The 12,477-nt window shown below is 54.9% G+C and carries 12 protein-coding genes and 1 tRNA gene; 4 read left to right on the top strand and 9 right to left on the bottom strand.

All coding sequences use genetic code 11. From position 1 onward, the window contains the following. Positions 1-1,052 precede the first annotated feature (1,052 nt). Together mtlD and ACIOU6_RS12620 are read left to right on the top strand one after the other, a co-directional pair. Complete coding sequence (gene mtlD, locus ACIOU6_RS12625; RefSeq protein WP_401136626.1) at positions 1,053-3,209, top strand: bifunctional mannitol-1-phosphate dehydrogenase/phosphatase; 2,157 nt, start codon at positions 1,053-1,055, stop codon at positions 3,207-3,209. Positions 3,210-3,402: 193 nt separating this feature from the next. Beyond that, a complete protein-coding gene (locus ACIOU6_RS12620) occupies positions 3,403-3,705 on the top strand; it encodes a hypothetical protein (protein ID WP_221729513.1) in 303 nt (100 codons plus the stop codon). 89 nt (positions 3,706-3,794) lie between these two features. Here the strand turns inward: ACIOU6_RS12620 and ACIOU6_RS12615 are convergent, their stop codons facing one another. Continuing rightward, positions 3,795-4,109: a hypothetical protein gene (locus ACIOU6_RS12615; protein ID WP_401136740.1), complete on the bottom strand. Its 315-nt coding sequence runs from the start codon at positions 4,107-4,109 to the stop codon at positions 3,795-3,797. A 531-nt stretch (positions 4,110-4,640) separates the two neighbouring features. Between ACIOU6_RS12615 and ACIOU6_RS12610 the strand changes: the two genes are divergently transcribed. Together ACIOU6_RS12610 and ACIOU6_RS12605 are read left to right on the top strand one after the other, a co-directional pair. Beyond that, positions 4,641-5,201, top strand: coding sequence for a fasciclin domain-containing protein (locus ACIOU6_RS12610; RefSeq protein ID WP_221729511.1), 561 nt, complete (start codon positions 4,641-4,643; stop codon positions 5,199-5,201). Positions 5,202-5,905: 704 nt separating this feature from the next. Further along, positions 5,906-6,304 (top strand): hypothetical protein, encoded by a 399-nt coding sequence (locus ACIOU6_RS12605; RefSeq protein WP_401136622.1) that lies wholly within the window; start codon positions 5,906-5,908, stop codon positions 6,302-6,304. 62 nt (positions 6,305-6,366) lie between these two features. Here the strand turns inward: ACIOU6_RS12605 and ACIOU6_RS12600 are convergent, their stop codons facing one another. From ACIOU6_RS12600 to rpmI, 8 genes are all read right to left on the bottom strand, one after another. Beyond that, positions 6,367-7,161, bottom strand: coding sequence for a DUF6694 family lipoprotein (locus tag ACIOU6_RS12600; protein ID WP_401136620.1), 795 nt, complete (start codon positions 7,159-7,161; stop codon positions 6,367-6,369). A gap of 405 nt (positions 7,162-7,566) precedes the next feature. Then, positions 7,567-7,643, bottom strand: a tRNA-Pro gene (locus tag ACIOU6_RS12595). A gap of 89 nt (positions 7,644-7,732) precedes the next feature. After that, entirely contained in the window at positions 7,733-8,089 is a 357-nt protein-coding gene (locus ACIOU6_RS12590) for a MerR family transcriptional regulator (protein ID WP_003179985.1), read from the bottom strand. Beyond that, positions 8,070-8,372: an integration host factor subunit alpha gene (ihfA, locus tag ACIOU6_RS12585; RefSeq protein WP_002553164.1), complete on the bottom strand. Its 303-nt coding sequence runs from the start codon at positions 8,370-8,372 to the stop codon at positions 8,070-8,072. Before ihfA ends, ACIOU6_RS12590 begins: the two co-directional genes overlap by 20 nt. Positions 8,373-8,375: 3 nt before the next feature. Next, positions 8,376-10,754: a phenylalanine--tRNA ligase subunit beta gene (gene pheT / locus ACIOU6_RS12580; RefSeq protein WP_221733337.1), complete on the bottom strand. Its 2,379-nt coding sequence runs from the start codon at positions 10,752-10,754 to the stop codon at positions 8,376-8,378. Between the two features lie 26 nt (positions 10,755-10,780). Continuing rightward, entirely contained in the window at positions 10,781-11,797 is a 1,017-nt protein-coding gene (pheS, locus tag ACIOU6_RS12575; protein ID WP_401136617.1) for a phenylalanine--tRNA ligase subunit alpha, read from the bottom strand. 109 nt (positions 11,798-11,906) lie between these two features. Beyond that, positions 11,907-12,263, bottom strand: a complete 357-nt coding sequence (gene rplT / locus ACIOU6_RS12570; RefSeq protein WP_401136614.1) for a 50S ribosomal protein L20 — start codon at positions 12,261-12,263, stop codon at positions 11,907-11,909. 28 nt (positions 12,264-12,291) lie between these two features. Then, positions 12,292-12,477: 50S ribosomal protein L35 (rpmI, locus tag ACIOU6_RS12565; protein ID WP_401136611.1), on the bottom strand; the 186-nt coding region annotated here is incomplete at its 5' end.

The raw sequence follows: 12,477 nt of genomic DNA, 5'->3' as shown, positions 1-12,477 counted from the left end.
GGCCGGTTTGCAGCGCAGAGATCACGTCAGTCAGGCCGACGAAGCTCCCGGGGTAAGGGATACTGGTTTTCTCGGCGAGTTGAGCGTTCGCAGTGGATGGATTTCTCATGGGTCCGGTCCTTTGTTACAGCACGACGTTGGCGATACCGAATGAAATGGCCTCTATGAGGTTGAACGGCAAGAATTTCCGCTGAGGGGAGCGGATTTTGAAGAGTGAATACGCGTTCGAAAATCATCTTTTTTACAATTCTCGTGTCGTTTCCCTTTTTTTTATCGCACTCGAAACGTTTCAGCGCAACCGCTTGAGCTGCAACGGGATGCGCCAACCTGTCCAAGGGGCATGGCGCCAGGCCTTGTGGTCTGGGGGTTTATACGTTTCAAAAAAAATAAAACTTATCGTTAAAACATCATGAAACCTCACTGCAAGCCGAGCGAAAGCGCGTGATCTCCCAGTTCCATCGACAAACGCAAGCAGTCTGAATAGATGGCCAAACCGTTCACTGCAAACTCAATTGATGTTCCGACTGCACGGCCAGCGTCCTTGATTTAGGCGTCTCCTACATGCTATTGCTAAAAAACGACTAGCCAATTCGTAGGAAGTTATCAAGCCGTATGCATGGAGTCACACACATCAATCGCCAGTCCGGCCCACCGTATGCATCCCTGATTGCGCACTGTGGGCCTTACGTCAAACACTACTTGAATGTAGCCACAGGGTCCGTTATTCAGCGCTCCACACACTCCGCTTCACACTGCATGCCAACTCGATTGTCTGGCAGCTACGCCTATCGGCGCCATCGTTACGTCCCTCCGCCTGCCCTTCTGATCGATAGTCACTGAACCGGCGCCACCACGTTGTGGTTCGTCACGGTGAGTTCTGCTCGCCTGGCTTTTTCTATCTGAATTCATCACTCACTTGAGTGAAACACAGACCGGTCGGCATCCAGCCTCAAACGGCGTCAACTTCGGGTCACGACAGAATGCTGCCGCACCGCCTCCTACACGAGGTTGACCGGTTGTGAGCGTTCCCACGTTACAAGGAGCATCAGCCAATGATTTTTTTCCAGGGGAAGAGAATACTCAGCGCCATCTTCGATATGGATGGCACCATGTTTGACACTGAGCGCCTGCGCTTCAGAACCCTCAAACAAGCGTCCAAAGAAATTTTCGGCAAGCCGCTCAGCGAGGAAACCTTGATCGGCTCACTGGGCCTGAGCGCGAAGAAGGCCGAAGCGCTCGCGAAGGCGCACAACGGTGAAGATTTCCCCTACGCGCAGATCCGCCAGCGGGCCGATGAGCTGGAACTGGAGTACGTGCGTGATCACGGCGTCCCCATCAAAGCGGGCTTGCTGGAGGTGCTGGAGCGGTTGCGCAAATGCGGCTTGACCATGGCAGTCGCCACCTCAAGCCGCCGAGCCATCGCCGAGGAATACCTGATCAATGCGAACGTGCTCAAGTACTTCGACATTACCGTGTGTGGCGATGAAGTCAGCCAAGGCAAGCCCCATCCCGAGATTTTCTTGCGCGCAGCCAGTGCCCTCAATTGCGCGCCTGGCAGTTGTTTCATGGTCGAAGACTCTGAAAACGGCCTGCTGTCGGCGATCCGTGCCGAAGGGCAACCGATCCTGATCGAAGACATCAAACCACCTGCCACTGAGGTCAAAGCCGGCGCGCTCAAGGCTTATGGCAGCATGCACGAGTTTCTCGCAGACATCAGCGAGTGCATTCCCCACTTGGGCACACCTGAACTGAGCGAGCCTTTCCCCCAGGCGCTGAACCAGTTCCGCGTGGGTATTCATGGTTTCGGTGCGATCGGTGGTGGCTACTTGACGCAAGTGTTCTCCCACTGGGACGGCTACACCCGGCCCTGTGAAATCATTGCCGCGACCCGCTCGCGGATGCTGCGCGAGACGGTCGACGCCTTCGGTCGGTTCAGCGTGCGTTACGGTGCCACGTCCTTCGACCAGACCATCGAAAACCTCAGAATGATCGATATGGACGACGCCGAAGCGGTGATCGACATGTATGACGTCGCTGAAATCGTTGGTCTCAGCCTGCCTGAGCAAGCCATCCGCAAACAAGCTGGGGTGATCGCCAAGGGACTGCTGCGACGCTTTGAACGCCGCGGCCGCGAACTAACCATTTTGATCGTGTTGAACAAAGTGGGTGGCGCCGCCTTCGTTCGCCGACACGTCGAAGCGGAATTGGCGCTGCTGTGCTCTGTGGAAATCTGCCAGCAGATCCTGAACAAGACCCACTTTGCCGAAACCGTTGTCAGCCGAATCGTCTCCAAGATCAGCAAAGATGCCCTGCTGCGACAACTGCGAATCAAGTCGCAAATGTTCCAGAACAGCATGGACGAGGAACCGAGCATGGTACCCAAGCTTGCCACTCCGGTACCTGAATACGAACGGCTGATTGGTCGCTTTCGCCCGTTCGCCCAGTCCAGCAGCGCACTTAACCAGATGCATTTGATCCTGTTCAATAGCGAGCCGGATATGCCTCTGTATGTGGAACGCGGCAGCGATCTGCTGGAGCGACTGCGCCAAGTGAAAACCGTAGATGACATTGCCCAGATCCAGGTCATCAAGAATCGTCTTTGGAACGGTCCTCACGCGATTATTGCCTGGTATGCCAGCCTGCTGGGATATTCGTGGGTGGGCCAAGGCATGGGGGACTCGCGTGTAAGCGCTTTGGCCGAGCGGCTGATCCGCCAGGAGGTTGCTCCCGCCTTGTTGGCAGACAATGCGCAGATGAACGAGGCGGTCGCCGCGTTTGCTCAGACCTTTTTGGAGCGCTGCAAGACTTCCTTCAAGGACCCTTGCGCACGCGTAGGCCGCGATCCCCTGCGCAAATTGCAACGCAACGAGCGCATTCTGAGCAGCATCGATCTAGCCAGAAAACACGGAATCGAAACGCCCGCCCTGGAGTTCGGTGCCGCATTGGCCATTCATTACGCCCTGCGCTCGACCGACAGTAAGGAACAGGAGTGCCTTGGGATAAGGAAGCTTTACGAGGAAAGTGGCAGTGTCGAGAAAGTGCTGACACATACCGGGGACTACAACGGCAGGCCCTATCCAGGGCTGGACCTGCTTAGTGATGCCGGGTTGGTAGAGTCGATTTCGGAACATTTTCATCAGCTTGTGGAACCCGACTCGGCTCACTGGGGATGGCCGTTTGAGGCTGGATCGCAGCCGCACATGTCGTAACTTCGCAGGAGAGGCCTGTGCGTTTTAACCCTGTCTCTGAGAGCTGCTATAGCTTTTCGGCCTTTGCAACATAGCCATCTGGCCATCGTTGATGCGTGCAGTTCTCGGGGATGGACAAATGGCGCTTGCAAGGCTGTCGCCGGCGCCTCGTCTTCCCTTTGTTCGGTGTGCTCTTGGTAAAGGTAAAACCACCATGAAATGGACCGCCCCCCGCAAGATCCTATCGGCCCCGGTGGCTATCAGACTTGATGAGGATACTTTGTCGGTCCTGGAGGATTACCGTATTGCCAAAAAGGCTTGGCTGGATGCATCAGACGACGCGCCGGATATGAAAGAGCTAGAGCGCGCGTTTCATTACGCAGCGGCCGAGTTCGCAAGTTGGGTTGACGCCGAGATTGATTTTCAACTGGAACTCGCCGGGCGAACGTTACCAGTACCCAGCGATTCGCCAGGCCCGGGATGCATTCATTGCATGGAGCATGAGCAGGATGTGTGAAAACCGAATCCTACTGCCTCAGCATTTCACAGGACGGTGCCACGTCAGCCTGACGAAAACCGCCCGAGCCTCTCTGCGAGCGCGCGCTATTACCGCTGGGTCACTTCTCGGTAATAGCTATCACATAACACTTCCAACAAGTCTTGGTCGGCCTCTGTCTTTATTTTCATGACCGCCGTCTCTACTTCACTTTTGTACTTCAGTTCTGTAGCGACTTCGGGGACATGATTCGCCAGCTTTTCAGGCATATGCGTATGTAACGATATGAATTGGTCCAGCGAGAGAACCCTATCGGGGTGTTTCTTTCCACACTCCTGATGGAAAGCGACGGACACAACGGCAACCAATGGAGCAATGAGTGCGGCCAGAGGAAAACCTTCGCCCCGCTCACCCTGGGTATGCATCCATAAGGATTCGTGACCTAAAGCACACGTTTGGTCGACGACTGCGCACAGCACTGCCGTAGCACAGCTCGAGCGTCTGAGGATGAATATACGTTCATCGAAAACAGGGTTCTATGCGTCTAGTCTGCGGGTTCCGACATAGTGACTACAGGAGTAAACCACCATGTTCTCGCATGAAAGCGTCCCGCTGATCATCATCTTCATCATCATGCTGCTTAGCGTGCTTACCGCCATCCTCCATCCGGTACATGCGCTCATTACCAGAGTTCGGAGGCGCAGAGACAGATCATCCACCGAGATCATAAAAGAGGTGGATACGCGCTGAACTGTATTTAAACAAGCCCGGCGAAGGGCCGGGCCCTCACGTCACTTATAGAAGATCGTCCAGCGTACTGCGGCAATAATCAGAAAGCTGAGCAAGCAAGCACAGCACTCAGAAAATTATTTTATGAACCGGTGCATCCACTTTGATCGTTGGCTCGTAGATTCAATACCCTCACTCGGAGGGCATAAGAGCCAAGGAGATACATCATGCATGCCTTTTACAAAAAAATTGCTGCGGCAGCCTGCTTCGCTATCCTCTGCGTAACTGCAACGCTCAGCTTTGCCGCCGACTCTGTGATGGTCGGAGGCGCAGCGATGTACCCAAACAAAACCATCGTAGAAAATGCGGTCAACTCGAAGGACCACACGACTCTCGTAGCAGCAGTCAAGGCTGCAGGGCTGGTTGATACGCTCAACAGCAAAGGCCCCTTCACCGTATTCGCTCCGACAAACGAAGCCTTTGCCAAGCTGCCAGCAGGCACCGTCGATACTCTGGTCAAGCCTGAACACAAAGCCGACCTGACTAAAATCCTGACCTACCACGTTGTGCCCGGCACTCACACATCTGCACAACTGATGGCCGACGCCAAAAAGAACGGCGGCGACGTTGTGTTGAAAACAGTTCAAGGTGAATCGCTGAACCTCAAGCTTCACGACGGTAAGCTTTGGGTGGCAGATGCCAAAGGCGGTAAAGCAAGTATCAGCATCGCGGACGTGATGCAGTCAAACGGCGTGATCCACGTTGTCGACTCTGTCTTGATGCCTTAAACGCTTTTCACTCCCGGCAGACGCACAGTTTGCCGGGTGTTAATACCTGAGCCGTGTAGAAGATATTTCCTTGCGGTCCAGAACACCGGAGGAGTCCTGCATTCAATGGCCCAGCATTAGGTGGTGGCGCAGAACCAAACGATGATTTTCTCGGAAAGGCTTTAAAAGCGGCGATATAAATCGTATCCAGCAGCGGGCCAATACATCGCTGGCGCAACAACCCCAGTCTAACGCCAGTGGCGGGACCGCAGATTTCACCGATTGGCCTTGGCGACAGGGCAGGACGGGAAATCATCGACGCAAATATCGAGAAGATGTTCAACGATCTGAAGTCAAAGAGCGCAAAAAGGCAGCGAGACCGTGCCAGCTACGAAGGTAAATGGTAAGCAGCAAAGGCGCGCAGGGAAAGCAGACCAACCCGGTAGGCTCGTTCGATCGTCTCCCAGTCGGGTTGCTTGTTTACCCCAAGCTCGAACACCCCGACTTTAATAGCTAACTCGACCAGAACGGCCAGGCCATCGATGGATTTTCGAAAGTCTAAGGGCTTGGGTAGAGGTATACCTTTTCGACTTTGGCGTCGGGTCGCACCATGAGGGGCTGGCTCCTGAAAAACCTCGGGGGCAAAGCATCAGCGATCAAGTCCGGGCGGTGAACTTTCCCTGACCTTTAAATTGACCATCCGCATCAGATAGTGGCGCTGAGCTATGAATGATAAAGTTCATGCTCAAAATCAGGGATGGCGCGTCATGATCAAACGAGTTTTTATAGCAGCAACGGTAATGTTCACCAGCCTTGCGGTTAATAGCGCCAATTTGCCAAATGAGCTTTTGGAAGAGTGCCAACGCGTAGAAAACTCGGCCAGAGCAATCATGAAGGCCAGACAAGAAGGCGTGCCCCTCACAACCGTGTTAGAGATGGCCGACACTGCGGGAAAAGAAAGCGAATATGTGGGCAATTTGTACAAGGGATTGATCGGAAAAGCCTACGACTTTCCGCGGCAGCCGAACGTTAAGATGCAACAGGACTTGATCGCTGAATTTCAGAAAACTTATTACTCGCTTTGCATCGATAACGCGCAAAAGACCTCAGGTAAGAGAACCTGAAGCGTTATGCGGATCAATAGACAGAAAAAACCCGCCGCAGCGGGTTTATGCAAGTCAGGCTATCAAGCGGGACCATACTGATTTTGCAGGGCGTCCAGTCGCGCCTGTTCACTCTCACTCAGACCACCAGCATCAAAAAGCGCCTTGCCATCCGGGCCATCAAGCCGGTAGACCTCAACGGTGAAAATGGCTCCTGCCGGCGCTTCAATCTTGCCCCACTTGCCGAACTTGTTGGGCAAGAGTTGCCAGGTCGCGCCTTCACCAGACTCCAAGCCACCGCTGATTTCATAATTGAACGCGTCGACAAACCATGGAACGGCTCGTTCAGGACTGGCAATGGAGCCCTTGAAGTACGCCCGTGAGATTGGATGCGAAGTGCCGTTCTGCACCGTCAACTCGATAACCGGCTGAGCAATCTTCGAGTACTTGTCAGCCTGCTGCTCCAGAAGTCTGGATCTCGATACGGCGAACTTCGCCAGCTCGCTTTTTGCAATCTCGGCAGAAGCAGCCTTGGACTTCAGCTCCTTGATTTCCAACAACGCCTGCTCTTTTTTCTTCTGCTCGGTCGCTGCGCGAATAGTCGTCGCCATCGCATTCACGTCAGCAGCCGTCTTTCCGTCGAGACTTAAACTATTGTTCTGCTGTACCCCGACCAGCGATGTATTTCCGAGACTCAAATTGCTCAAGGCAATCAGCACCAGGTCTGCCGCAAACTGTTTCTTCTCGTCAGGGGACAGATTTTCAGCAACTTTTTTAGACGACTCCTGCAAGGATCCTTCGGTGGTTGCGTCCAGTTTTGGATCACCACAACCGGCAAGTAATGCCGCGAACAGCCCGATCAAAAAAATCCGTTTCATCTTTTTTTCTCCTTCTGATAACAAAGCGAATCCGGGTAAAGAGCGAGGTGGTAGGAACCGTCGCTTCTTTAGATGCGGTACTCATATTGCTGAATAAGGTGATGATACCGCTTATACATAGATAGAGCAGATATTGCCCGGGATACACCACCGCGCCTACAGCGCTGCTCGTTGCTGAACGCGCGCCTGCAGTTGCCGCCATGCCCCTATTAGAAGCTGCATGCTTACACCTCTTGAACAGTCATGCTGAAGCTAAAGACGTAGAACGAGATTTTTCTTCCTCAACATCCCGCTGCTCGAGTCTGATTCTGTCGAGACCATCGTCGAAAATGGAGATGCCACGCAAATATCACACGCATGAAAAAGGCCAATGCTGTGAACATTGGCCTAAGTCATTGAAAAATATGGTCGGGACGGAGTGATTCGAACACTCGACCCCTAGCACCCCATGCTAGTGCGCTACCGGACTGCGCTACGCCCCGACTGGTTTTGTAACTCGCTCTTCGCCTCGAAGAGCGATCAAGAATATATCGCAAGCGTTTGAAAACTGGAAGTATTCAAACGCTGCTTTTTATTTCTTGAGTACAACTAACACATCTTCGAGCTCCGCAATCATCTGCCGGATCATCTGTTTGTATTGGGTGGTGTCATCTTTGGCTTCATCGCCGGACAGCCGCAAGCGTGCGCCGCCGATGGTGAAACCCTGATCGTAAAGGAGCGCACGAATCTGCCGGATCATCAGCACATCCTGGCGCTGATAATACCGGCGATTTCCGCGGCGTTTGACAGGGTTGAGTTGAGGAAACTCCTGCTCCCAGTAACGCAGCACGTGTGGCTTTACAGCACACAGCTCGCTGACTTCACCTATGGTGAAGTAACGTTTGCCCGGGATAACGGGAAGTTCGTCGTTATGACTTGGTTCCAGCATAAGCCTCAACTCGGGCCTTCAACTTCTGCCCTGGACGAAAGGTGACCACACGGCGAGCCGTGATCGGGATTTCTTCCCCCGTTTTCGGGTTGCGGCCAGGCCGCTGGCGCTTGTCCCGAAGGTCAAAGTTGCCGAAACCGGACAACTTGACCTGCTCGTTGTCTTCAAGAGCGTGCCTGATTTCCTCGAAAAACAGTTCTACCAATTCCTTGGCTTCCCGCTTGTTCAGGCCCAACTCTTCATACAGACGTTCCGCCATCTCAGCTTTCGTCAAAGCCCCCATACGTCACTTCCTTAACGTGGCGTTCAACCTTTGTTCGAGCGAGGTGAGGATATTTTGCGTCGTCGAATTCACCTCATCGTCATTAAGAGTGCGCGATGGATGCTGCCAGGTCAAGCCAACTGCAAGGCTTTTTCTATCAGGATCAATACCTTTACCCTGATACACGTCAAACAGCCTGAGATCTGTGAGCCATTCGCCTGCATTTTCACGTATTACGTCCAATACGGCCGAGGCCGCGACGTCTTTGTGCGCAATCAGTGCAAGGTCACGACGCACCTCAGGAAAGCGCGACAACTCGTGGAATTTCGGCATTTTACCGAGCGCCACTTCAGCCAGAACCAGTTCGAAAACGAAGACTGGCCGGTCGAGACCGAGGGCTTTCGACAATTCGGGGTGGATTGCGCCGATGAAGCCGACTTCACGCCCTTCCCGCTCGATGCGCGCGGTCTGACCCGGGTGCAGCGCCGGATGTTTACCCGGAGCGAAAGTGAACGAATCCAGAGCACCGGCGAAGCCCAGCACTGCTTCAACATCAGCCTTGACGTCGAAGAAGTCGACAGTATCGCGACCTTGCGCCCAGCCTTCCGGCAGACGGCTGCCGCAGACAACACCGGACAGCATCGGCTCTTGCTTCAGGCCTTCAAGTTGGCCGACAAAGCGCAGGCCACTTTCGAACAGGCGCACGCGGTCTTGCTGACGGTTCAGGTTGTGCTGCAACGCCTTGACCAGACCGGGCCACAACGACGAACGCATGGCGGCCATATCGTTGGAGATCGGATTGGCCAGCAACAGCGGCTCGACGCCCGGATTAAACAGTTCGAACTGCTTCGGATCGATGAAACTGTAGGTGATCGCTTCCTGATAACCACGAGCCACCAGCAGACGGCGCAATTCAGGCAGATCGCTCCGCGCTTCGGCCTTGGCTTGGGGCGCCAGACGCGCTTGCGGGTAACGAACCGGCAGACGGTTGTATCCATACAAACGAGCCAGCTCTTCGATCAGGTCGACCTCCAGGCTGATATCGAAGCGATGGCTTGGCACTTCAACGCGCCACTGCCCTGCTCCGTCGGCGGAAATACTCAGGCCCAGGCCGCTGAGCAGACGCTCGACCTGTGCCGAATCCATTTCCATGCCCAGCATTTGGGTGATGCGCTGCGCACGCAGAGTGATCGGGGCGATCGACGGCAAGTGCTGCTCGCTCACGGTCTCGATGATCGGGCCGGCTTCGCCACCAGTGATTTCCAGCAGCAGGCCAGTGGCGCGCTCCATGGCTTCACGGGCCAGTTGCCAGTCAACACCGCGCTCGTAGCGGTGCGAAGCATCGGTGTGCAGACCGTACGAGCGGGCCTTGCCCGCGACAGCGATCTGGTCAAAGAACGCACTCTCAAGGAACACATCTCGAGTGGTCGCGGATACACCGCTGTGCTCGCCACCCATCACACCGGCAATCGCCAGGGCACGGGTATGGTCGGCAATCACCAGCGTATCGCTGCGCAGGCTGACTTCCTGACCGTCCAGCAAAACCAGCTTCTCGCCTTCTTCAGCCATGCGCACGCGGATGCCGCCATTGATTTCGGCGAGATCGAAGGCGTGCAGCGGCTGGCCCAGTTCGAGCATCACGTAGTTGGTGATGTCGACGGCAGCATCAATGCTACGCACATCAGCGCGACGCAGACGCTCAACCATCCACAGCGGGGTTGGCTTGGACAGGTCAACGTTGCGGATGACACGACCCAAGTAACGCGGGCACGCGGCTGGTGCCAGCACTTCTACCGAACGCACTTCGTCGTGCACGGCAGGAATGGCCATGACCACCGGACGGGTGACCGGAGCCGCATACAGCGCGCCGACTTCACGGGCCAGACCGGCCAGCGACAGGCAGTCACCGCGGTTGGGGGTCAGGTCGACCTCGATGCTGGCGTCTTCCAGGTCCAGATACACGCGGAAGTCTTCGCCCACCGGCGCATCGGCCGGCAACTCCATCAGACCATCGTTGCCTTCACCGATTTGCAATTCGGCTTGCGAACACAGCATGCCGTTGGACTCAACGCCGCGCAGCTTGGCCTTCTTGATTTTGAAATCGCCCGGCAGTTCTGCACCGATCATCGCGAACGGAATCTTCAAGCCCGGGCGCACATTTGGCGCTCCGCACACGACCTGGAAGGTTTCCGCGCCATTGCTGACCTGGCACACACGCAGTTTGTCGGCATCAGGGTGCTGCTCGGTACTCAGCACCTCGCCCACTACCACGCCACTGAATACACCGGCGGCCGGGGTCACGCTATCGACCTCAAGACCGGCCATCGATAGACGAGCAACCAACTCGTCGCGATTTACCTGCGGGCTAACCCAGCCACGCAGCCATTGTTCACTGAATTTCATCCTGCTCTCCTAAGAATTCGTTACGACTAGCGAAATTGCGCGAGGAACCGCAAGTCGTTGTCGAAGAACAGACGCAAGTCGTTCACGCCGTAACGGAGCATGGCCAGACGCTCCACGCCCATGCCGAAGGCAAAGCCGGAGAACTCCTCTGGATCAATACCGGACATGCGCAGCACGTTCGGGTGAACCATGCCGCAGCCCATCACTTCCAGCCAGCCCGTCTGCTTGCAGACACGGCAACCTTTACCGCTGCACATCACACATTCCATGTCGACTTCAGCGGACGGCTCGGTGAACGGGAAATAGGAAGGACGGAAACGTACGGCCAGTTCCTTCTCGAAGAAGACCCGCAGGAACTCTTCGATCGTGCCTTTGAGATCGGCAAAATTGATATCGCGATCAACCAGCAGGCCTTCGACCTGGTGGAACATCGGCGAGTGGGTGATATCGGAGTCGCTACGGTACACACGGCCTGGGCAGACGATGCGGATCGGAGGCTGCTTCGATTCCATGGTGCGGACCTGTACCGGCGAGGTATGGGTGCGCAACAACATGTTGGCGTTGAAATAGAAAGTGTCGTGCATCGACCGGGCCGGGTGATGGCCTGGGATGTTGAGCGCTTCAAAGTTGTGATAGTCGTCTTCGACTTCAGGGCCTTCGGCGATACCGTAGCCGATACGCGTGAAGAACTGTTCGACACGCTCCAGAGTCCGAGTAACCGGATGCAGACCACCAGAGGTCTGACCGCGACCCGGCAACGTCACGTCAATGGATTCGGCAGACAGTTTGGCAGCCAGTTCAGCTTCTTCAAACAGAGCCATGCGCGCATTGAGAACGCCTGTGACACGTTCCTTGGCAACGTTGATCAGGGCGCCGACTTGCGGACGCTCTTCTGCCTGCATATTCCCCAGTGTCTTCATCACATGAGTCATCTCGCCCTTTTTGACAAGGTATTGAACCCGGATTTGCTCCAGGGCATTGATATCTTCAGCGCTTTGCACAGCCTCTAGTGCTTGAGAGACCAGCGCATCCAGGTTTTCCATGTACAGACTCCAGATACAAAATAGGGGAAGAGCTTGAAGGCTCTTCCCCTATTTAAGACGTTTACCACCTGGCCCCACGAAAGTGAGGCAGGGTGATTGTCGGGGGTACTTAAGCCAAGGTGGCTTTAGCTTTCTCGACAATCGCAGCAAACACCGCTTTTTCGTTCACTGCCAGATCAGCCAGAACCTTACGGTCGATCTCGATGGACGCTTTTTTCAGGCCAGCGTTGAGACGGCTGTAGGACAGACCGTTAACACGAGCACCAGCATTGATACGAGCGATCCACAGAGCGCGGAACTGACGTTTTTTCTGACGACGGTCACGGTAGGCGTATTGGCCAGCCTTGATAACCGCTTGCTTGGCAACACGGAATACGCGCGAACGTGCACCGTAGTAGCCTTTAGCAAGTTTCAGAATCTTCTTGTGGCGCTTACGCGCCATGACGCCACGCTTTACACGAGCCATGAGTTACTTCCTCTATTCTTGACTAAAATTAACGAAGGCGCAGCATGCGCTCGACTTTTGCGACGTCCGACGGATGCAGCAAGCTGCTACCGCGCAGTTGACGCTTACGCTTGGTCGACATTTTAGTCAGGATGTGGCTCTTGAAAGCGTGCTTGTGCTTGATACCGTGAGCAGTTTTCAGAAACCGATTAGCAGCACCACTTTTAGTTTTCAT

It is taken from the genome of Pseudomonas sp. NPDC087615, from assembly GCF_044743445.1.
GTDB lineage: Bacteria > Pseudomonadota > Gammaproteobacteria > Pseudomonadales > Pseudomonadaceae > Aquipseudomonas > Aquipseudomonas baetica_A.
This window is presented reverse-complemented; position numbering and strand designations above follow the sequence as displayed.

What these genes read in the sequence shown, in the direction of transcription:
- pheT (WP_221733337.1), bottom strand. Translation starts at nt 10,754, where the DNA reads ATGAAATTCAGTGAACAATGGCTGCGTGGCTGGGTTAGCCCGCAGGTA.
- ACIOU6_RS12620 (WP_221729513.1), top strand. Translation starts at nt 3,403, where the DNA reads ATGAAATGGACCGCCCCCCGCAAGATCCTATCGGCCCCGGTGGCTATC.
- ACIOU6_RS12600 (WP_401136620.1), bottom strand. Translation starts at nt 7,161, where the DNA reads ATGAAACGGATTTTTTTGATCGGGCTGTTCGCGGCATTACTTGCCGGT.
- ACIOU6_RS12615 (WP_401136740.1), bottom strand. Translation starts at nt 4,109, where the DNA reads ATGCATACCCAGGGTGAGCGGGGCGAAGGTTTTCCTCTGGCCGCACTC.
- mtlD (WP_401136626.1), top strand. Translation starts at nt 1,053, where the DNA reads ATGATTTTTTTCCAGGGGAAGAGAATACTCAGCGCCATCTTCGATATG.
- pheS (WP_401136617.1), bottom strand. Translation starts at nt 11,797, where the DNA reads ATGGAAAACCTGGATGCGCTGGTCTCTCAAGCACTAGAGGCTGTGCAA.
- ACIOU6_RS12610 (WP_221729511.1), top strand. Translation starts at nt 4,641, where the DNA reads ATGCATGCCTTTTACAAAAAAATTGCTGCGGCAGCCTGCTTCGCTATC.
- ihfA (WP_002553164.1), bottom strand. Translation starts at nt 8,372, where the DNA reads ATGGGGGCTTTGACGAAAGCTGAGATGGCGGAACGTCTGTATGAAGAG.
- ACIOU6_RS12605 (WP_401136622.1), top strand. Translation starts at nt 5,906, where the DNA reads ATGAATGATAAAGTTCATGCTCAAAATCAGGGATGGCGCGTCATGATC.
- rplT (WP_401136614.1), bottom strand. Translation starts at nt 12,263, where the DNA reads ATGGCTCGTGTAAAGCGTGGCGTCATGGCGCGTAAGCGCCACAAGAAG.
- ACIOU6_RS12590 (WP_003179985.1), bottom strand. Translation starts at nt 8,089, where the DNA reads ATGCTGGAACCAAGTCATAACGACGAACTTCCCGTTATCCCGGGCAAA.